17 protein-coding genes are annotated in these 19,661 nt (G+C 60.6%); 10 read left to right on the top strand and 7 right to left on the bottom strand.

Annotation, left to right across the window (positions count from 1 at the left end):
- The first annotated feature begins 10 nt into the window (after positions 1–10).
- From ACTG20_RS17240 to ACTG20_RS17230, 3 genes are all read left to right on the top strand, one after another.
- Positions 11–1,495, top strand: a complete 1,485-nt coding sequence (locus ACTG20_RS17240) for a L,D-transpeptidase family protein (protein WP_040066667.1) — start codon at positions 11–13, stop codon at positions 1,493–1,495.
- A gap of 162 nt (positions 1,496–1,657) precedes the next feature.
- Positions 1,658–2,203, top strand: coding sequence for a DUF882 domain-containing protein (locus tag ACTG20_RS17235; RefSeq protein ID WP_005338458.1), 546 nt, complete (start codon positions 1,658–1,660; stop codon positions 2,201–2,203).
- A 47-nt stretch (positions 2,204–2,250) separates the two neighbouring features.
- Entirely contained in the window at positions 2,251–2,502 is a 252-nt protein-coding gene (locus ACTG20_RS17230) for a lipoprotein (protein ID WP_005338457.1), read from the top strand.
- A gap of 85 nt (positions 2,503–2,587) precedes the next feature.
- Here ACTG20_RS17230 and ACTG20_RS17225 read toward each other — a convergent pair whose 3' ends face one another.
- Together ACTG20_RS17225 and cysZ are read right to left on the bottom strand one after the other, a co-directional pair.
- Positions 2,588–3,202: a trimeric intracellular cation channel family protein gene (locus ACTG20_RS17225; RefSeq protein WP_005338456.1), complete on the bottom strand. Its 615-nt coding sequence runs from the start codon at positions 3,200–3,202 to the stop codon at positions 2,588–2,590.
- A 146-nt stretch (positions 3,203–3,348) separates the two neighbouring features.
- The gene (gene cysZ / locus ACTG20_RS17220; protein WP_100654293.1) at positions 3,349–4,113 is read right to left on the bottom strand and encodes a sulfate transporter CysZ; all 765 of its coding nucleotides are present in this window, start codon (positions 4,111–4,113) and stop codon (positions 3,349–3,351) included.
- A gap of 213 nt (positions 4,114–4,326) precedes the next feature.
- Here cysZ and ACTG20_RS17215 point away from each other — a divergent pair, with 213 nt between their 5' ends.
- From ACTG20_RS17215 to ligA, 3 genes are all read left to right on the top strand, one after another.
- Positions 4,327–7,701, top strand: a complete 3,375-nt coding sequence (locus ACTG20_RS17215; protein ID WP_439987845.1) for an AAA family ATPase — start codon at positions 4,327–4,329, stop codon at positions 7,699–7,701.
- Between the two features lie 15 nt (positions 7,702–7,716).
- On the top strand, positions 7,717–8,886 hold the full coding sequence (gene zipA / locus ACTG20_RS17210; RefSeq protein WP_040066671.1) for a cell division protein ZipA: 1,170 nt from the start codon (positions 7,717–7,719) through the stop codon (positions 8,884–8,886).
- A 99-nt stretch (positions 8,887–8,985) separates the two neighbouring features.
- Positions 8,986–10,992, top strand: coding sequence for an NAD-dependent DNA ligase LigA (gene ligA, locus ACTG20_RS17205; protein WP_439987844.1), 2,007 nt, complete (start codon positions 8,986–8,988; stop codon positions 10,990–10,992).
- Between the two features lie 81 nt (positions 10,993–11,073).
- Here the strand turns inward: ligA and ACTG20_RS17200 are convergent, their stop codons facing one another.
- On the bottom strand, positions 11,074–12,048 hold the full coding sequence (locus tag ACTG20_RS17200; protein WP_005338444.1) for an ABC transporter substrate-binding protein: 975 nt from the start codon (positions 12,046–12,048) through the stop codon (positions 11,074–11,076).
- Between the two features lie 445 nt (positions 12,049–12,493).
- Between ACTG20_RS17200 and nrdD the strand changes: the two genes are divergently transcribed.
- From nrdD to ACTG20_RS17180, 4 genes are all read left to right on the top strand, one after another.
- Entirely contained in the window at positions 12,494–14,611 is a 2,118-nt protein-coding gene (gene nrdD / locus ACTG20_RS17195; protein WP_042079841.1) for an anaerobic ribonucleoside-triphosphate reductase, read from the top strand.
- A gap of 100 nt (positions 14,612–14,711) precedes the next feature.
- Entirely contained in the window at positions 14,712–15,221 is a 510-nt protein-coding gene (gene nrdG / locus ACTG20_RS17190) for an anaerobic ribonucleoside-triphosphate reductase-activating protein (protein ID WP_439987843.1), read from the top strand.
- A gap of 64 nt (positions 15,222–15,285) precedes the next feature.
- Positions 15,286–15,456 (top strand): YqaE/Pmp3 family membrane protein, encoded by a 171-nt coding sequence (locus ACTG20_RS17185; protein WP_005338440.1) that lies wholly within the window; start codon positions 15,286–15,288, stop codon positions 15,454–15,456.
- Between the two features lie 177 nt (positions 15,457–15,633).
- A complete protein-coding gene (locus tag ACTG20_RS17180) occupies positions 15,634–16,026 on the top strand; it encodes a TonB family protein (protein WP_005358848.1) in 393 nt (130 codons plus the stop codon).
- A 56-nt stretch (positions 16,027–16,082) separates the two neighbouring features.
- Here the strand turns inward: ACTG20_RS17180 and ACTG20_RS17175 are convergent, their stop codons facing one another.
- The 4 genes from ACTG20_RS17175 to ACTG20_RS17160 all read right to left on the bottom strand — a co-directional run bounded on the left by ACTG20_RS17175 (position 16,083) and on the right by ACTG20_RS17160 (position 19,661).
- Positions 16,083–16,439, bottom strand: a complete 357-nt coding sequence (locus tag ACTG20_RS17175; protein WP_439987841.1) for an MliC family protein — start codon at positions 16,437–16,439, stop codon at positions 16,083–16,085.
- 142 nt (positions 16,440–16,581) lie between these two features.
- Positions 16,582–17,346, bottom strand: a complete 765-nt coding sequence (locus ACTG20_RS17170) for a substrate-binding periplasmic protein (RefSeq protein ID WP_040066682.1) — start codon at positions 17,344–17,346, stop codon at positions 16,582–16,584.
- Positions 17,347–17,518: 172 nt separating this feature from the next.
- The gene (locus tag ACTG20_RS17165) at positions 17,519–18,616 is read right to left on the bottom strand and encodes a DUF2955 domain-containing protein (RefSeq protein ID WP_204797096.1); all 1,098 of its coding nucleotides are present in this window, start codon (positions 18,614–18,616) and stop codon (positions 17,519–17,521) included.
- Positions 18,606–19,661 (bottom strand): HlyD family secretion protein, encoded by a 1,056-nt coding sequence (locus ACTG20_RS17160; protein ID WP_040066685.1) that lies wholly within the window; start codon positions 19,659–19,661, stop codon positions 18,606–18,608. The genes ACTG20_RS17165 and ACTG20_RS17160 overlap by 11 nt, the downstream gene beginning before the upstream one ends.

Here is a 19,661-nt window from a genome sequence, read left to right as displayed (position 1 = left end):
TGAGGTACCCATGGGGATGAAGTATTGGCTGGCCCTTGCCAATCTGGTGTGGCTGGGATGTTTGCCCGCTGGCGCGGTACATGCGACCGAAGCACAAGTCGTAGTGGCGGCCAGTGAAACCGGGCACGACTGGTATCAGGGCAGTCAGGCCGAACAGGCCCGTGTCGAGCTGGAACAGCAGCTGCAAGAGGCTGTGCTTGCTCAGCTGCATCCCGATTTTTTCACGCTGTGGAAGCGCCTGCAGGCCACCCCAGCAGACAAGCGTGGCGCCATCTATGACGACATTTTTGCCAAGCTCAGTCGTTTCCAGCACGCCTGGCGGGGGATGGATCTGGTCTCTCGCGAGCAGATGAAGACCCTCAAGCTCGATTTGAACCGCCCTGTGGTGACCCAACCCAGCGATGATGACCTGCTCACCCAGGTGAAATCCCTGCGCCCTCAGGTGGCGGAATACGAGGCGGTGCGGGCCAAAGTGCACAAACTGCTGGCAATGCCGATGGCCAGCAAGTGGCCGACTCTCGATATGCCGACCCTGCGTGCCGGAGAGAGCTCCGCCGAGCTCGGCCAAATCCGCGCCATGCTCAACGAGCTGGGCGACAGCGCCCCGAGCCATGGTGATCAGATTTACGATGGTGATACCGAGCAGGCCATCAAGCAGTTCCAGCGTCGTCACGGTCTCACCGCGGACGGCATTATCGGTCGTCAGACCCGCTCCTGGCTCAATACCGGCCCGCAAGTGCGCGCCAGCCTGCTGCTGCGCAACCTGTGGCGTCGCGATCTGGTGGATCAGCTCGCCGGTGGCCGCTACGTGCTGGTCAATATTCCCGACTACCGCCTGAGCGTGGTGGAGTCCGGCAACGAGGTGTTTACCAGCCGGGTTATCGTCGGCAAGGAGCAGCGGGCCACGCCCATTCTGGCCAGCGAAATTCGCTCCATCGTGCTCAACCCCTCCTGGCATGTGCCGCGCTCGATCCTGAGCAAGGACATCCTGCCCAAGCTGGGTCGCGATCCCGCCTATTTGAGTCGCGAGCAGTTCGAGGTGATCGACAGCGAGGGCAATCCGGTCCAGTTTACCGAAGAGGGGTGGCATCAGGCGCTGGCCGCCGGTTTCCCCTATCGCCTGCGGCAAAAGCCGGGTGATCACAATGCCCTGGGGCGCTACAAGTTCTACCTGCCCAACAATGACGCCATCTATCTGCACTCCACCCCGCGCAAGGCGCTGTTCGAGCAGGGGGCGCGCGCCTTCAGTTCGGGCTGCATCCGGGTGGAACATGCGGACGATCTGGCCGAGCTGTTGTTGGCAGATTCCCGCTATCAGCCGGACAAGGTGGCCAATATCCTCAAGGAGAGCCAGACCAAATGGTTGCCGCTCACCACGCCGATCCCGGTCTTTACCGTCTACTGGAGCAGCTGGATCGACGAAAATGGTCGCCAGCAACTGCGTAACGACATCTACGGATTTGATCGGGTCAGCTTCCAGAGCCGCCTGCTGTGATCCCTGCCACAGAGTGAAAAGCCCGGCCTGTGCCGGGCTTTTCTATGGGCGATTGCGGTTTGACAGGGCCCCCCGCCGGAGGGTAGTTTCAAGCGCCTGTATGACATTCACTCAGTGAGCTTATTCACCTTTTCGCTTGAATCTGCGATGGACGAACCCCTTATGCTGGAACAAGAGATAAGTCGACGTCGCCTGTTGTTGGGAGCCGGTTGCCTGCTGGGCAGCTCGCTGATCTCCTTCCCTGCACTGGCAAGCCGCAGTACCACCGGGCGTGAGCTCAGTTTCTTCAATCTCAATACCGGCGAGCGGGTGCGCGCCAGCTATTGGGAAAATGGCCACTATCTGAGCGACGGGTTGGCGGAGCTTAACCACATCTTCCGCGATTACCGGCGCAATGAAGTGTTCAACATCGACAAGAAGCTGTTTGATCAGCTGTTCCTATTGCAGCACAAGCTGGGTCGGCGCAGTGAAATTCAGCTGATCTCCGGCTATCGCGCCCCGGCAACCAATCGTCAGAAGCGCCACAAGAGCCGCGGCGTGGCCAAGCACAGCTACCACACCCTGGGGCAGGCGGTGGATGTGCGGATCCCCGGCGTACAGCTGGCCCATCTGCGCAAGGCGGCGCTCCAGCTCAAGGTGGGTGGGGTTGGTTACTATCCCCGTGATAACTTCGTTCACCTCGATACCGGCCCGGTGCGCAGCTGGTAAAGGGGTTGGCAAACTGCCAAGCTCTTCCCACCAGAGAGGAGATTGCGATGAAAAAGATAGTGATTGGCGGCCTGATCGCCCTGTTGTTGACCGGTTGCAGCAAGCTCAACCGTGAAAATTACGACCAGTTGAAGATGGGGATGAGCTACGCCGAGGCCAGCACCATTCTGGGCAAGGCGGAGCGTTGTGATGATGCCTTGGGCACTACCAGCTGCCTCTGGGGCGGGGAAGGGAAGAACATCAAGATCCGCTTTATCGCCGACAAGGCGACCTTCTTCAGCTCGGAAGGGATTAACTGAGTCGCAGAACGTCCATGAAAAAAGCGCCACTCGGGCGCTTTTTTGTTGCTCGCAATCCAACCTGCTTCGCCAGAAGCTGGCGTACTCAATGGGTCGCGTACTGGTAGTTGAAAGTGGGCAGACCCCACTTGAAGCGTACCGCCAGCAGTCGCAGCACAAAGCCGATCCCGATGGAACCGAACGCTGCCCAGTTGGTGGGCAAGCCCTGATCCAGCGCCAGACAGTAGAGGGCTGCGGTGATCAGCGAAATGGCCGCATAGAGCTCGCGACGAAACACCAGCGGAATCCGCTGACAGAGCAGATCCCGCAGCACCCCGCCAAAGACCCCGGTCACTACCGCCATGATGCAGGCAATACCGGCGCCGTGGCCCATATCCAGCGCCCGGGCCGCACCGAAGATGGAGAAGACCACCAGTCCCAGGGCATCAAGGGCCATGAACAGCTTGCCGAGGTAGCGCATCAGGGGGGCGGAGACCACACCTGCCATCGCAGCTGCGGCAACCAGCAGCACGTATTCCGGATGTTCAATCCAGAGCAGCGGATAGTGGCCGAGCAGCACATCGCGAATGGTGCCACCACCGATGGCCGTCGCCGAGGCGATGATCACCACACCAAACAGGTCCATCCGTCGCCGACCCGCGGCCAGCGCGCCGGTCATCCCTTCGGCCACCAGGCCAACCAAGAAGAGTGCATGTAACATGAGATATCCCAGGGAACGAGAAAGGCCAGAATCCTACCAACTCGTGTCATATGGGACAAGCTATCGAATGCATGCATTAATTTAATTCATGCTAAATGCGAAAAAGGCACCGTTTCGGGTGCCTTTTCCTAATCAATGTTCAAGGGTTAGCGCCCCAGCTGCTCCTGCCGGTAGTGATCGACCCACATGGCGGTGGCACCACAGATGGCGACCGGCATCACGAAGAGGTTCACCACCGGAATGGCGGAGAAGAGGGTCACCAAAGCGCCGAAGCTGAGGCACTTGCCACGGCGTTGCTTCAAGGCGTCACGCATGGTGATGAAGTCGATCTTGTGGTTGTCGAACGGATAATCCACATACTGGATCGCCATCATCCAGGCGCTGAACAGGAACCAGAGCACCGGCGCCAGGGTCTGGCCCACCACCGGGATCAGGAACAGGATCAGGCAGCCAATGGCCTTGGGCAGGTAATACTTCAGCTTGGTCCATTCGCGGCCGAAGGTGCGTGGCACATCCTTGACGATATCCAGCATACCGCCGTCATTGGCGGGCTGACCGGTGAGGATCTGCTCCACCTTCTCCGCCAGCAGGCCGTTGAAGGGGGCGGCTACCCAGTTGGCAACCGAGCTGAAGATAAAGGAGAAGACCACCAGTATGGTGATGAGGGCGATGGGCCACAGCAGGTAGTCCAGCCAGTCGAGCCAGGCGGGGATCTGCTGGTGGAGCCAGGCGAACAGGCCGTCCAGTTGCAGCAACAGGGCATAGAAGGCCCCGGCAAACAGCACGAAGTTGACCAGCAGGGGGATCAGCACAAAGGTGCGGATGCCCGGTTGGCGAATGAGGGAAAAACCGCGCAGAAAGTAGTCTGCACCGCTGATTGAATCTTTGACCATATGGGGTGATTGGCTCATGTGAGCTCCATCTATGCATGGGAGAACTGCCAGCATATTACAAACAAGCCTTTGATTTGGTAAAGTCGCCGACTATTCCTTATTTCGTGCCGTGGCGACCAAAAATCGGGCATGAATGGGGATGATGCCTGCATATTACAAACAAAGCCGGGTCTGGATTTGGTAAAGTCACCTGCCCGCATCCTCTTTATTTAGCCACTGATACAGGTCGCCATGCGTCTGAAACTGATCAAACTCGCCGGCTTCAAGTCGTTCGTCGAGCCGACCCGCATCGAACTGTCGGCAGACATGACCGCCGTGGTGGGCCCCAATGGCTGTGGCAAATCCAACGTCATCGACGCGGTGCGCTGGGTGCTGGGGGAGAGCTCCGCTCGCCATCTGCGCGGCGAGAACATGACCGATGTCATCTTCAACGGCTCTATCAATCGCAGTGCGCACGGGCGCGCCTCGGTGGAGCTGGTGTTCGACAATCCCCATAACCGGGTGCCCGGCGAGTTTGGCCGCTTTACCGAGATCTCGGTGCGCCGCGAAGTGCTGCGCGACGGCTCCAACCACTATCAGATCAACGGCCAGAAGTGCCGCCGCAAAGATGTGACCGACCTCTTCCTCGGCACCGGTCTTGGCCCCCGCAGCTACGCCATCATCGAGCAGGGCACCGTCAGCCGACTGGTGGAGTCGCGTCCGGCCGATCTCAAGCTCTTTATGGAAGAAGCCGCCGGGGTCTCCCGCTACAAGGAGCGGCGCCGCGAGACCGAGCAGCGCATTCGCCACACTCAGGAGAATCTGGAGCGCCTCGGCGATATTCGCGGCGAGCTGGGCTCGCGCCTTGACCACCTCAAAGCCCAGGCCGAGACCGCCGAGCGCTACAAACAGCTCAAGAGTCGTTCGCGCGCTGCTCGCGCCGAGCTGATTGGCTCCGAGTTATGGGCGCTGGAGACGCGTCTTGGCGAGGCTAAAACAGAGCTGGCGCAGGCCGAGCAGGCGCTGGCGGCGCTCGATGCCAAGCGCACCGCCGATGAGGGGCGCCACGTCACCCTGTCAGTCGCCAGACAAGAGGCGCAAGCCGAACAGGCGAGCCGCCAGCAACAGATTTTTCTCGGCGGGCAAGCCATCGCCCGCCTCGAACAACAGCAACTGCACCAGAGTGAACTGGGGCGCGACTGGCAGGCCCGTGCAGAGGCGCTGGGCGAACGGATTGCTACCCGCAAGGCTCAGCTTGCCAACCAGCAGGATCAACTGACCGAAGGGGTATTGCGCGCCGAGCAGGAGAGCGCCCGGCTGGAGCAGTGTGAGCAGTTGCTCACCGAGCAGCAGGAGGCTCGCCAGCACGCCAGCGAGCAGCTGGAACAAGCCCGCTTGCGCCAGCAGCAGTGGCAGCAACAGTTGGCCGGGGTGCAGGGGCAGCTCAATCAGACCCGTACCCGGTTGGGTGGTTTGCAGGAGCTGCAAGCCAAGACCCGGCTGGCCCGCCTCAAGCTGGAAGATGAACGTGCTGGCCCCCTCGGCACAGAGGCCGACGATCTGCAACCGGCTCTCGATGCCCTGAGTGGTGAGCTGGAGCTGACGCGGGCTGCCTATGGCGAGCTGACCGAGCAGCTGGCGCAAGCGGTCGACGCCCATGAACAACTCAAGCAGCTGCATGGCCAGCAGTTGAGCCTGCAACGGGAGTTGGAGGCGCGGCTGGCGACGCTGGATCAGATCCTCGGCGAACAGATGGAGGGGGCGACTCTGGCCGACCGGTTGCAGGTTGCCCCCGAGTGGGCACAGGCGCTCGATAAAGTGCTGGGTCGCTGGCTCACCGCAATGCCGGCGGACGAGTGCAATCTGGCGCAAGAGGGGCTCTGGATTGGCCCGGCGCAACCGGCGGTTGCCGGTACACTGGCGGCGCAACTGGGTGGTGAGCATATTCCTGCCTTCCTCAACGCCATCTGGCTGGTGGAGAGCCGGGAAGCCGCATTGGCCCGCCAGCCAAGCCTTGCGGCCGGTGAGTCGGTACTGACTCCTGCTGGCGACTGGCTGGGACCAAACTGGGCAGATTTGGGACAGGGTGCGGCGCTCGGCACCATGGCGCTGCTGGGTGAGCGTGAGCGGTTGCATACCGAGCAGGAGAGGGTTGCCGCGGGGCTGACACAGCTGAGTGAGCAACTTGTTGCTGCCGATGCCCGGCGCGCCCAGCTTGCCAGTGCGCAGGAGTTGTCGCAGCGAACCTTGCGCGAGCAAGAGCAGAAATGGCAACAACTGCGCGAAGCCTGGAGCCTGCAACAGGGTCAGCGGCAGGAGCGGTTGCAGCGGCTCGGTCAGCTCGGCGAAGAGCTGATCCGGCTCGATCAGGAGCAGGCCGAAGAGGCAGAGCGACTGGCCAGCGCCCGTGAACAACTGGAGCTCGATGAGGCGCGCCTTGCCGAGTTGCAGGAGCAGGGGGAGCCGCTGACACAAGGGTTGCAGGTCGCGCAGGAGCAGCTGACCCGCTGCGAGCGGGCGGTCGACGAGGCCCGTGCGCGCCGCGAACAGCAACAAGCGACCTGCCAGCGTTTGCAACTGGAGCTGGGCAATCTGCGCCAACTCATTACCCTGGGTGAAGAGGAGCTGGCGAGGCTCGGACTGGAGCTGGCAGGGCTGAAAGGGCCGGATAGCGAGGCAGTGCCGGATCTGGCGCCCCTGCTGGCCGAGCAGCGCAATCTGGAGGCGCAGCAGCTCGCCTGCCATCAACGGCTTGCGGAGCTGGAGCGCCAGCTCGGTGAGCTGGAACAGGCCAGAAGTGCCGATCACAAGCAGCTGGTGACGTTGCAAGAGAAGCTGGCAACCCTGCGCCTTGAGCGCGAACGCAACCTCACCCGTCGACAAGGGCTGCACGAGCAGTTCGAAGAGTTGGGGGTTCGACTGGTGGATCTCGATCAGGCGGTGTTGATCGCAGCTGATCGCGGCAAGCTGCGGCAGGAGATCCAGACGCTGGAGGCGCAAGTGGAAGCGCTTGGCGCCATCAACCTGGCGGCGCTGGAGGAGTATGAAGAGGCGAAAACCCGGGCAACCTATCTTGAAAATCAGTGTCAGGATCTCGAGCAAGCGCTGGAAACCTTGAGCCAAGCCATTAAAAGAATTGATAAAGAGACACAAATACGGTTCCGGGACACTTTCGATAAGGTCAACGAAGATTTAAAATCCCTGTTTCCAAAAGTGTTCGGTGGGGGCAGTGCCTGGCTTGAGCTCACCTCCGATGATCTTTTGGAGGCCGGAGTGAGCATCATGGCGAGACCTCCGGGTAAGAAGAATGCTACCATTGCCCTGCTTTCCGGGGGGGAGAAGGCGTTAACCGCGCTTGCGCTGGTTTTTGCCATCTTCAGACTCAACCCAGCACCTTTTTGTCTGCTGGATGAGGTGGATGCACCGCTCGATGAAGTGAACGTCGGTCGCTTCTGTTCTCTTGTCAAAGAGATGTCGAGCACAGTACAGTTCGTTTACATCAGTCATAATAAGGTCTCCATGGAGATGGCTGAGCAGCTGGTTGGCGTCACGATGCAAGAGCCCGGGGTTTCTCGCATTGTGTCGGTCGATATCGGTGAAGCCGTCGCTTTGGCTGAGCAAAACTAGAAAGAGAAGCAGCTAATGCAGGAATTGCGTTACATCTTGGTTGCCCTGGGCGGTATTGCTATTGCGGCATTGCTCATTCACGGGTTGTGGAGCAACAAAAAGAATCGTCAGGCACCGATCAAAGAGAAACCGATTGGACGGATGGACTCCAAGTCGCGGGATCGTGATAACGACGCCTTCGACAGCGATGGCATCGGCCAGGTACGCGTGGTCAGTGGTGGCCGTCGTGCCGAGCCCAAGCTGCGCAGTGAAGAGAGCCGCCAGCCGGAACTCGGTCGTCGCCCTGCCGTCCCCGCCTTTGATGATGAAGATGACGAGGACGATCTGCCGCCGCCCGTAGTGCGCAAACCTGCTGCCCGCCCGGTTCCGCCGCCTCCTGTCTATGAAGAGGAGGAAGCTTTCGACGAACCGCTGCCCGAGGAGATCGACGAGGCGCCTGCCGCGCCGGTGCGCAAACCTGCTCAGGTCAATCGTCGTACCCCGGTCTACCGTTCCCGTCCCCAGCGCGAGCCCATGATGCAGTCGCTGGATGACGAGCCGCTGGTCGAGCCCGCTTACGCGACCGCCCCGACTTTTGGTGCCCGTGCAGAGACAGTCCGTACCGCCGACACCGTTCGTGCTGAACCGGTGCGTGCTCCCGAGCCGGAATATCAGCCGCAGCCCCGTCATGTGGCTCCCGAGCCTGTGTATGAAGAGCCTGCCTATGTGGCACCTGCACCTGTGGTGGAAGAGCCGCGCATGGCGCCCCAGCCGGTCGAGAAGATCTGGCAGGATGTCTATGTCATCAACCTGATGGGCCGTCCGGGTCACGACTTGCAAGGTGCGACCCTGCTCTCATCCCTGATGGCGCTGGGCTTCAAGTTTGGCGAGATGGATATTTTCCACCGTCACGAAGATCCCAACGGCAAGGGTGAAGTGCTCTTCTCCATGATCAATATGGTCAAGCCGGGTACCTTCAACCCGTACCGGATGGAACAGTTCACTACGCCGGGTGTCTCCTTGTTCATGCAACTGCCGCTGCGCAGCAATGCCGCGTTTGCCTTCGAGGACATGCTGCAGGCTGCCGATCAGCTGGCCAGCGATCTCGATGCCATGCTGACAGATATGGATCGCAGCCCGCTGAGCGACGAGACCATTGCCCGTTACCGTCACGAGCTGGCTGCCTACGAGGCCAGTCGCGACTAATACGCCATGCGGGTCGAGTGAAGAAAAAGTGCGGTACCCAGGTACCGCATTTTTGTTTCTACCCCGGCCGTATGTTCAATCACACTTCGAGACTTTTTCATGAGCGACACCCTCTCCCGCCACCGTCAATTGTGTGAACTGCTTACCGAATATGGTCACCAGTACTATGTGCTGGATAACCCCACAGTGCCGGATGCCGAATACGATCGCCTGATGCGCGAACTGATTGCGCTGGAAGCCGAGCATCCCGAGCTGAAAACCCCGGCGTCCCCCAGCGTGCGGGTCGGAGGCCAGCCGCTGACGGCGTTCAGTCAGGTGCGCCACGAGATCCCCATGCTCAGTCTGGATAACGTCTTTAGCAGCGAAGAGTTGCAGGCGTTCGAACAACGGATGAGCGATCGCCTCAAGCGTGACGTGCTTTTCACCTTCTGCTGCGAGCCCAAGCTCGACGGCTTGGCGGTGAGCCTGCTCTATGTGGATGGTCAGCTGGTGCAGGCGGCCACCCGGGGCGATGGCGCCACCGGTGAGGAGATCACCGAGAACGTGCGTACCATCAAGGCCATTCCGCTCGCATTGCGGGGCTCTGGTTGGCCCGAGCGGTTGGAGGTGCGTGGCGAAGTCTTTATGCCCAAGGCCGGTTTCGAGGCGATGAACGCCAAGGCACTGGCCGCAGGCGAGAAGGTGTTCGTCAACCCGCGCAACGCCGCCGCCGGCAGCCTGCGTCAGCTTGATTCACGCATCACTGCCAGCCGTCCCCTGAGCTTTTACGCCTATGGTGTGGGGGTGGGGGGCGAGCAACTGGGCGACTCCCACTTTGGCCGTCTCACCCAGCTCAAGGAGTGGGGCTTGCCGCTTAGTCCCGAGGTGAAGCTCAAAGAGGGGGCAGCCGGCTGTCAGGCGTTCCACGACGACATTCTAGCCCGCCGTGGCGAGCTCCCTTACGAGATCGACGGCGTGGTCTACAAGGTGGATGCCATCGCCCTGCAAGAGGAGCTCGGCTTTGTGGCCCGCGCCCCGCGCTGGGCGACCGCCCACAAGTTCCCGGCGCAGGAAGAGATGACAGAGCTTGAGAACGTCGAGTTTCAGGTCGGCCGCACCGGCGCCGTGACCCCGGTCGCCAAGCTTAAACCGGTGTTTGTCGGCGGCGTGACCGTCTCCAACGCCACCTTGCACAATGCTGACGAGATTGATCGCCTCGGCGTGATGATTGGCGATACGGTGATCGTGCGCCGGGCGGGGGATGTGATCCCGCAGATCGTCGCCGTGGTGGAGGCGCAACGCCCTGTTGATGCGCGCGAAATTCTATTCCCGACCGAGTGTCCGGTCTGTGGCTCTGCGGTCGAGCGGCTGGAAGGGGAAGCGGTTGCCCGCTGCTCCGGTGGCCTGTTCTGCGAGGCGCAGCGCAAGGAGGCGATCAAGCACTTTGCCGCCCGTCGCGCCATGGATGTGGACGGCCTTGGCGACAAGATTGTCGAGCAGCTGGTGGACAAGGGGCTGGTGAAGACCCCCGCTGATCTCTTCAGCCTCAATGCCATCCAGCTGGCCGGTCTTGAGCGGATGGGGCAAAAATCGGCCCTCAATCTGGTAGCCGCCATCGATGCGGCGCGCAGCACCACCCTGCCGCGCTTCCTGTTTGCTCTGGGGATCCGCGAAGTGGGGGAGGCGACTGCGCTCAATCTTGCCAACCACTTCCTCACCCTGGATGCCCTGCGCGCAGCTTCGGTGGAGCAACTGCTCGAAGTGGCCGATGTGGGTGATGTGGTGGCCAAGCATGTCTACTACTTCCTGCGTCAACCCCACAACGTGGAGGTGCTGGAAGCCTTGCTGGCTGCCGGCATCCACTGGCCGGCCATCGAGAAGAAAGAGGCCGCGGAGCAACCCTTTGCCGGTAAGACCTTCGTGCTGACCGGCACCCTGACCACCTTGTCGCGCAACGACGCCAAGGCGGCGCTGCAGGCGCTGGGGGCCAAGGTGGCGGGTTCGGTATCTGCAAAGACCGATGTGCTGGTCGCGGGGGAAGCGGCCGGTTCCAAGCTGACCAAGGCGCAGGAGCTCGGCATTACCATCTGGACCGAAGAGGAGCTGCAACAGGCGTTGCAGGGCTGATAGCCCTCACCAAGCCCGCTAACCGCTGCCCCCGATAAAAGAGAACCCGGCATGGCCGGGTTCTCTTTTTTGTTTCGGTGGTTACTCACGCCAGAGGATCTTGTGGCGCCATTTGTCGGGTACTGTGAGCTGCCAGCGGGCCAGTTCGCTCTTGCTGAAGACATATTCGCCGCGCAGGGCCGCGCGGGGGGAGATGGTACGGGGCAGGGTGCCCGCCAGTATGGTGTTGATGAGGCTGGCTGCCTGTATCCCCTGATCGTGGCCGTCCAGCACCAGCCCGCCGATGGCCATCCCCTTGCCGACGGTAAACTCCCAGAAACAGAAGAGCGGCACCGGCGTGTTGGCGCTGGTCCACTCCAACACAGTCTTTTCGCTCACATGCTTGCCATTGTCATCGACCAGCGTGTGGTAGAGGCCGAGGAAGATCGCCTGATAGCCGTTCTTCTTGGCGTTGAGCACCGCCTCCTGCCAGAGGCTGTAATCGCCCATCAGCTGGCTGTTGATCCTGGTCTGACCGACCCGCAGCTCGGTCTGGGTCTTGAATTCATCCTCAATGGCAGTGAGGGCCACATTGCTGGAATCAAACAGCACCAGCGCCTTGTCGAGCCCCCCCATCATCTGGCTTATTTCGCTGATGTTGCGCTTGAGCAGGGGGCGCTCCAGCACGCCGGTGATCTTGGGGTGGCCGACAAAGCCCTTGAGGCGGGGATTCTCGTTCATGCCGAGAAAGACCACTGGAGTGCCCAGCGAGGCGATCTCGTTGGCCAGATAGTTGATGGCGTTGTCATCCCCCAGTACCACCAGATCCGGTTTGCTCTTCAGATAAAAGGCGATGGCTTGCTGGGCTATTTCGTCGAACTTCTCCCGTGGATGGCGTTTGGTGTCCATATAGAAGTGAGTGATCTTGTGCTCCCCCTGCAAGCCATCGAGCAGCCCTTTGTTGTAGCTTTGGTCCCACAGGTATTCGGGATGGTAGCTGCTGATCACCAGAATGTTGGCAGCCCAGAGCGGCAGTGAGAGGGTAGATAGCAGTAGCAACAGCAGGGAGGTGCGCATGGGTTATCCCTTGTCGAGGGGGAGAGAGTTCTTGTTCAGTATGGGCGGTTTTGGTTGGCGCTGTCATCTCGAAACCGGTGCGGCGGGGGGCGATTTTTTTCGGGTGGGCGGATCGGACGCCAGCCCGCACCCTGCTTGAGGTTGGATTTGAATGGGGCTCTTTTTCGGTTGGTCGTGAACTGTCCCGCTCGCTGAAAAACCTGTTCTGGATCAAGAAATGAGGCTTCGCTTTGGTGCCTAATAGACACCACATATAGGGACGCATTCGTTTTTAATCCCTATATGTTGTGTTATTAAGCTGTGTATAAGCTGTTCCCCTCCTATCTTCAGCCCAGGCTTGTCAAGCCTCGGCTGAATTTATTTGCGTCCAGGACGAGATGCCGGGAGGGGGGCCCAACAAGGGTGAGCCAGAGGCAAATGCCTGGCCTTTTAACGGGGAAAATTCATGAAACCGGTTGTGATCAAACGTGACGGATGTCGCGCACCATTCAATGCCCAGCTGATTGCAGAGGCGGTCAGCCGAGCGGCGGAAGCGGTCAATCAGGCCAATCCGGCACTCGCCTCCCGCATTGCCAATGCCGTGAGTCAGGAGCTGGAAGGGCGTGGTGAAGTTGATATCCACGAGATCCAGAACCGGGTCGAAAACCACCTGATGGCTTCCGACGACAAGGCCATCGCCCGTGCCTATATCGAATATCGCCACGACAGGGATCAGGCCCGCGAGGCGCGCGGCCGTCTGGCGCAAGAGATCCGCGGTCTGGTCGAGCAGACCAACGCCGCCCTGCTCAACGAGAATGCCAACAAAGACTCCAAGGTGATCCCGACCCAGCGCGACCTGCTGGCCGGTATCGTCGCCAAGCACTATGCCACCAGCCACATGCTGCCCCGTGATGTGGTTCAGGCTCATGAGAGCGGTGATCTGCACTTCCACGATCTCGACTACTCGCCTTTCTTCCCGATGTTCAACTGCATGTTGATCGATCTGAAAGGGATGCTGACCCACGGCTTCAAGATGGGCAATGCGGAGATCGATACCCCGAAATCCATCAGCACCGCCACTGCCGTGACCGCCCAGATCATCGCCCAGGTGGCGAGCCACATCTATGGCGGCACCACCATCAACCGCATCGACGAAGTGCTGGCCCCCTATGTGACCATCAGCTGGCAGAAACACCGTGAAGTGGCCGAAGAGTGGGGCATTGCCGACGTAGAAGCCTACGCCATGGCTCGCACCGAGAAAGAGTGCTACGACGCCTTCCAGTCGCTGGAGTACGAGGTCAACACCCTGCACACCGCCAACGGTCAGACCCCGTTTGTCACCTTTGGCTTTGGCTTGGGGGACAGCTGGGAGTCGCGGATGATCCAGCGCGCCATCCTCAGCAATCGCATCGCAGGCCTTGGCAAGAACAAGAAGACCGCCGTGTTCCCGAAACTGGTGTTCGCCATCAAGGATGGCCTCAACCACAAGCAGGGCGATCCCAACTACGACATCAAGCAGCTGGCGCTGGAGTGTGCCTCCAAGCGGATGTATCCGGACATCCTCAACTACGACCAGGTGGTCAAGGTGACCGGCTCCTTCAAGACCCCCATGGGTTGCCGCTCCTTCCTCGGTGCCTACGAGGAGAATGGCGAGCTGATCCACGAAGGTCGCAACAACCTGGGTGTCGTGAGCCTCAACCTGCCGCGCATAGCCCTGAAATCCCGTGACGAAGCGGACTTCTGGGATCGTCTCGATGCCTCCCTGCGGGTCGCCAAGAAGGCGCTGATGTACCGCATCACCCGTCTGGACGGGGTGAAAGCACGGGTTGCTCCGATCCTCTATATGGAAGGGGCTTGCGGCGTGCGGCTGAAGGCGGACGACAACGTCAGCGAGATCTTCAAGAACGGTCGTGCCTCCATTTCCCTCGGTTATATCGGAGTTCACGAGACCATCAACGCCCTGTTTGGTGACAAGGTGCACCTGTTTGACAGCGCCGAGCTGCAACAGAAAGCCATCGCCATCATCGCCCGTCTCAGGGCGGCCATCGATGAGTGGAAAGAGGAGACTGGCTACGGCTTCAGCCTCTACTCCACCCCGAGCGAGAACCTCTGCACCCGCTTCTGCCGCATCGATGCCAAGGAGTTTGGCGTGGTATCCGGCGTGACCGACAAGGGTTACTACACCAACAGCTTCCACCTCGATGTGGAGAAGCAGGTCAATCCGTATGACAAGCTGGACTTCGAGGCGCCCTATCCGCCCATCGCCAGCGGTGGCTTCATCTGCTACGGCGAGTACCCCAACATCCAGCACAATCTGGAAGCGCTCGAAAACGTCTGGGATTACAGCTATGACAAGGTGCCTTACTACGGTACCAACACTCCCATCGACGAGTGCTACGACTGCGGCTTTACCGGCGAATTCGAGTGTACCTCCAAGGGCTTTACCTGCCCGCGCTGCGGTAACCACGACCCCGCCAAGGTGTCGGTGACCCGCCGTGTCTGCGGCTACCTCGGCAGCCCGGATGCACGCCCCTTCAATGCGGGCAAGCAGGAAGAAGTAAAGCGCCGCGTCAAACATATGTAAGCGCACAGGCGATGAAGAGCTGGCCCCTGACTCAAGGGGCCATTTTCATTGGAGGGCGGCAGTTATGCCGCTGTCCCGTGAACGAGGCAGGAAACAAACGATGCACTACCACCAATACTACCCGGTCGATGTGATCAACGGCCCCGGCACCCGTGCCACCCTGTTTGTCTCGGGCTGCGAACATCAGTGCCCGGGTTGCTACAACCAGAGCACCTGGCGGCTCGATGGCGGCAAGCCGTTCGATCAGGCGATGAGCGATCGCGTCATTGCGGATCTCAACGACAGCCGCATCAAACGGCGAGGTCTGTCGCTCTCCGGCGGCGATCCGCTCCACCCGGCCAACGTGCCCCACGTGCTGGCGCTGGTGAAACGGGTGCGCGCCGAGTGTCCGGGCAAGGATATCTGGTGCTGGACCGGTTATCTGCTCGGCGAACTGTCAGAGGCCCAGCGTGAGCTGGTGGCCTTGCTGGATGTGCTGGTGGATGGCAAGTATGAAAAGGCGTTGGCAGACCCCGGCCTGCTCTGGCGTGGCAGCAGCAATCAGAAGATCCATGACCTCAACGCCTGGCGTGATGCGGGTGAGCGAATGCCCTGTCTGGTTTGCAGTTGAAGCTCGGGATGTTTATGGTTAGCCCATTCCAATCCTGACGACATTTTTGAAAAGGAGAGCCGAGATGAACAATCTGCTCAAGATCCTGCTTGCCATTTTCCTGCCCCCGGTGTGCGCGTTTATCCAGGTGGGCTTTAGCCTGCACTTTTTAATCAACATAGTGCTGACCCTGATGGGCGGTCTGCCGGGCATGGTCCATGCGCTCTGGCTGGTGGTGAGCGACAAGCGCGGCTGATGCCAGAGGCTGGTTAGTGAGCTTATTGACGATAAAAGGGCCAACCTCTCGGGGTTGGCCCTTTTGTTCATGTTCATACGAATACTTTTTCGTTAGGATGGGTGACTGACCAAAAGGGCGCGTGTTGAGCGGCCCGCAGTCCGGCAACAAGCACCGGCAAAGAACAAGGAGCGTTAGATGAAGTGGAAAGTCGCAGTATGGTCAGGTCTGGCAGTGACACTGTTGCTGGGGTGCTCATCCCGTCAGGAGGTAGCGCACGAGCGCGCTCCGATCGCTATCCCTCTCGAGCAGTTGTCCAGCTACTGGGTTCAGGAGAAGCAGTGGTCATGGCTTGGCAATGACGAGCCCGCCCTGCCGGCCAAACCGGTCAAGGGGTATGTGGAAGTTCGCTATCAAATCGACGCCAGCGGCACGCCGGTCAAGCCGGAAGTGGTGGCGGCCGAGCCCCCCGGCGAGCTGGAACAGAGCGCGCTGGCGACCCTCTCGCGGATCCGCTACAGCCCGGCAGAGGGCAACCCGGATGCCATTCCGGTCGAGGTGACCAACCGTTTCGAAATCGAGATCAATTGATCCCCCACCACTCTGATGGCAGAGAAAGAGAGACCCCGGCCAGGCCGGGGTCACGTTTATTGCTGTTTGCAGTCGTTGTAGGCGGTCTGCCACTCGCCATCCTGATCCCGAAGCTCGATAAAGCCCTCATCCCCCTTGTTCCACCAAACGGCCTCATGTTCGTCCGTATAGCGGGCGCCGGAGGCCGAAATGGCTTGGGGCAGGGTGTAATCCTTGCCGTCCGGCAGTGACAGCTTGATAAAGTTGAGGCTTTCGTCGGAGAGAGAGAAGTAGCGCACCTGCACCTTCTTGCCCTGCTCGCACTGGTAACTGACCGGTTCGCCACCAGTGACTGAGAGGGTATTGCCCTGATTGCAGCCAGCGAGCAGGCCGAGGGCCAGCGTACCAGCGGCCATCATATGTACCTTATTCATGATTACAGCTCCATTGGTGTCATACGGGCGTGAGCCTAACAGGTTGCCGTTATTGTGCAATCAGCGGGGCCATTCGGTGCGTCGCTGGCTGTCCGGCATACCGCGCGAGTATGAGGGGGCGCTATCAGGAAGGCATCGTCAATCAGTAGAGGCCAAGTCTGGTTTCAAACTGGCGGATCAGCGTCTCATAGATGCCGTTGTTTTTGATCTTCTGCAGCCCCTGCTCGAACTGTTTGGCCAGCGCTTCCCCTTGCGGGTGGTGGCGGGAGAAGGCGAGCCAGAAGCCATCAGTGGAGAGCTTGCCAACCTTGACCACCTTGCCGGTCAGCTGCTTCTGCTGGATCTTGAGGTAGCCTGGCATGCCGTTCATCAGGATGTAGTCGACCCGGCCGCGCACCAGCATCTCGAGGATCTGGGCATCGGATTTGGCCTGAAAGCGGGTGATTCTGGGGTTCTCCATAAAATCGGTGGGGTAGGTGTAGCCGAGGGTGATGCCCACCCGCTTGCCCTCCAGCGAGGTGAGCTTGAGATCCCGTTGCGGCTCGCTGGCGAGGGCGAAGATGGCAAGATCCTCCTCGAACATGGGGGTATCGTGCCAGTGGTACTGGTAGCGGTTCTCTTCGGTGATGGTAGCGTTGAAGCACCCCGCAAGTTTGCCGCTTTTCGCATCGTGCATGCAGCGGGCGAAGGGGAGGGTGCGAAAGACAATCTCGATCCCTTCGGCGGCGAACACCGCCTTGACCAGCTCAGGCGCCAGTCCGTGGGGCTGGTCATCCTCATTATCCTTGTCGCGCTCGCAGTAGGGGGCCCAGTCATCTTCGGCACCAATGACAAGCGGGGTGGCCCCGAGCGGGCTGGTAGCCAACAGCATCAGACAAACCAGCCATTTTTTTAACAACGCGACCATAGGTGCACCTCATCGACAGCAGCCTTACAAGCATAGCCACACTTCTGCGCTGACTTGTAGTGGCAGGAGTATTGGTGAGGGAAGTCAACGAGCGAGAGAAAAAACGCCCCGGCAGGCGACGGGGCGAAAGAGAGCTCATCCATGGGCTGACAACAGTGCTTACAACAGGAAATCAATAACCGAAGCGGGTCGCCTCGAAGCGGTTGAGCAACCGGTGGACGAGGTAGCAGGCCAGCAGGGTGACCACGATGGCAAACAGGATGCTGCTCACCCGGTAGAGGGCGCTGAACACCAGATCGTTGCCCGGGGTGAGGTACTGGCCAAACAGGATGCCGAGGGTAGTGAGGGCGCCAAAGCCGACCCCGGAGCCGCCTGCCTCCTTGACGTGGGCATGGCTGAACAGCATGGCGCCAAGCCACAACAGTGGAGCGACCAGCAGCAGTTGCCCTGACCAGTCATAGAGCAGCAGCTGGCCGAGCAGGCCGAAGGTGACCCCCAGCAAGGTACCCATCGCCCGTTTGCGGGCATAACTCAGCGCACCGTTCCAGTGCATGGGGAACAGCACCAGCAAGGTCGTGGCCTGGGCAGACATGGAGTCGCGCAGGTCAAACACCTGAAATACCAGAAACGACAGGGTGGCCACAGTGGCACCCAGCAGGGCTTCATGGCGCATCCGGTGCGGTGCCTTGGGGGCCGAGGCTGGCTTGGGTCTGGCCTCCACATCCGGGATCAGCATGGTCATCAGGTAGGCGATCAGCACCGACAGCACGCTCGCCCAGATATTGTTGAGGATTAGGTCGTTGAGGTCGGTCTGCGGATAGCTGGCAAAGTGCAGCATGATGCTGAGGCTCAGTACCCCGTTGGCCCCGAACAGAAACAGGCTGCCCCGCGACATGGCGGCGAAGCGGTAGAGAAACAGCAGAAAGGCGATGGGGGTCATCAGCGCCGGATGGCTGCCAAACAGTCCCCCCAGCAGCCCGACCTCCACCCCACAGACCACCGCCGCCGCGATCAGCTGGCGCGCGGCATGGCCATTCATCACCGGCACCATCCCCAGCAGCAGCACCGGCGTGACCGTATAGAAGACCCCGTAATTCCAGCCAAACAGCTTGCAGAGCAGAAAGCCCGTGGTGCAGCCAAAGGCGATGCGCAGGCACTGGCGCAGCTCGTTGCCGGTGAGGGGCCGATACCAGAGGTGAGTGGCAGCACCACCGACGGGGTGGGCTGGGGCAGTATTGGCCGACGGGTGAGTGGCGTGGTTAGTAGACATAATGGAGCAGGCTGAGCAGGTGGATCTGGCCTCGTGCCAGCATGGCGGTCAGGGCATTGTCCGGCAGCAGTTGCACCGTGGCCCGCGCCCCGGCTGGCAGATGATCGGGGAGTTGCTCCAGCTCGAGGTGCAGCCGCATCCGCTGGGCATCCCGTACCCAGCGATCCGACTCCACCGGTGCGGCCAGTCGACCATTGGCATCAAACTGACCGGCACTCACCCCGGCATCCAGACTGCTTACCCGGGCAGGATAGAGCTGACCCGGTTCGCCATCGAAGGCCACCAGTGCGCGGGTTTGCTCGCCAACATGGCGCAGGCTCTTCTCCCTAAAATCGGCAATGACATCTACCTGTTCCGACACCAGCGCCAGCAGCGGGCTGCCAGCGCTGGCGATACTGCCCGGCTTGAGCTGCAGGTTGGTGATGGTGCCATCCTGATCCGCGTGGACCTGGCTGTAAGAGAGGGCCAGCTGCGCTTGTGCCAGCTTGTTGCGGGCCTGGCGCAGCAACAGATTATCCTCACCGGTCACGCCACGACTGGCCTTGATCTGGGCCAGTTTGGCCTGACTGGCGCGCAGGTTGGCCTGGGCGCTGCGCAGGGCGCTGTCAGCTTCATCTTTTTGTTGCAGCGAAACCATGTGACGTTGGTACAGCGCATCGATCCGCTCAGCCTCGCGCCACTTCTGGCTGGCCAGGGTTTCCTTGGCGTTGATCTCGGCAACGGCGGCGGTCAGGGCGGCATCCAGTTCACTGTTCTGCTGCTCTGCCTGCGCCAGCGCAAGGCGGGCCTGCTCCACCGCCAGTTCAAAAGGGGCCGGATCCAGCCTGAACAGCAGATCTCCTTTCTTGACCTGCTGGTTGTTGTGAACGGCGACCTCGATCACCTTGCCGCTCACCTGGGGGGCCAGCTTGGTGACCACCCGGGTCGCCATCGCCTGAGGGGTGAGGGGCATCAGCAGGTCGGCTATCAGAAAATAGGCAAACAATGTGGCAAAGCCAGCCATGGACCATTTGATCCAGCGGGTAAATTGTTGATCCGGAGTCAT

Origin of the sequence: Aeromonas sp. 84A (assembly GCF_051919345.1) — a bacterium.
Lineage (GTDB): Bacteria > Pseudomonadota > Gammaproteobacteria > Enterobacterales > Aeromonadaceae > Aeromonas > Aeromonas veronii.
This window is presented reverse-complemented; position numbering and strand designations above follow the sequence as displayed.

Bases quoted from the DNA above. Each gene is read 5' to 3' on its own strand.
- ACTG20_RS17240 (WP_040066667.1), top strand. From the start codon at position 11: ATGGGGATGAAGTATTGGCTGGCCCTTGCCAATCTGGTGTGGCTGGGA.
- ACTG20_RS17235 (WP_005338458.1), top strand. From the start codon at position 1,658: ATGCTGGAACAAGAGATAAGTCGACGTCGCCTGTTGTTGGGAGCCGGT.
- ACTG20_RS17230 (WP_005338457.1), top strand. From the start codon at position 2,251: ATGAAAAAGATAGTGATTGGCGGCCTGATCGCCCTGTTGTTGACCGGT.
- ACTG20_RS17225 (WP_005338456.1), bottom strand. From the start codon at position 3,202: ATGTTACATGCACTCTTCTTGGTTGGCCTGGTGGCCGAAGGGATGACC.
- cysZ (WP_100654293.1), bottom strand. From the start codon at position 4,113: ATGAGCCAATCACCCCATATGGTCAAAGATTCAATCAGCGGTGCAGAC.
- ACTG20_RS17215 (WP_439987845.1), top strand. From the start codon at position 4,327: ATGCGTCTGAAACTGATCAAACTCGCCGGCTTCAAGTCGTTCGTCGAG.
- zipA (WP_040066671.1), top strand. From the start codon at position 7,717: ATGCAGGAATTGCGTTACATCTTGGTTGCCCTGGGCGGTATTGCTATT.
- ligA (WP_439987844.1), top strand. From the start codon at position 8,986: ATGAGCGACACCCTCTCCCGCCACCGTCAATTGTGTGAACTGCTTACC.
- ACTG20_RS17200 (WP_005338444.1), bottom strand. From the start codon at position 12,048: ATGCGCACCTCCCTGCTGTTGCTACTGCTATCTACCCTCTCACTGCCG.
- nrdD (WP_042079841.1), top strand. From the start codon at position 12,494: ATGAAACCGGTTGTGATCAAACGTGACGGATGTCGCGCACCATTCAAT.
- nrdG (WP_439987843.1), top strand. From the start codon at position 14,712: ATGCACTACCACCAATACTACCCGGTCGATGTGATCAACGGCCCCGGC.
- ACTG20_RS17185 (WP_005338440.1), top strand. From the start codon at position 15,286: ATGAACAATCTGCTCAAGATCCTGCTTGCCATTTTCCTGCCCCCGGTG.
- ACTG20_RS17180 (WP_005358848.1), top strand. From the start codon at position 15,634: ATGAAGTGGAAAGTCGCAGTATGGTCAGGTCTGGCAGTGACACTGTTG.
- ACTG20_RS17175 (WP_439987841.1), bottom strand. From the start codon at position 16,439: ATGAATAAGGTACATATGATGGCCGCTGGTACGCTGGCCCTCGGCCTG.
- ACTG20_RS17170 (WP_040066682.1), bottom strand. From the start codon at position 17,346: ATGGTCGCGTTGTTAAAAAAATGGCTGGTTTGTCTGATGCTGTTGGCT.
- ACTG20_RS17165 (WP_204797096.1), bottom strand. From the start codon at position 18,616: ATGTCTACTAACCACGCCACTCACCCGTCGGCCAATACTGCCCCAGCC.
- ACTG20_RS17160 (WP_040066685.1), bottom strand. From the start codon at position 19,661: ATGACTCCGGATCAACAATTTACCCGCTGGATCAAATGGTCCATGGCT.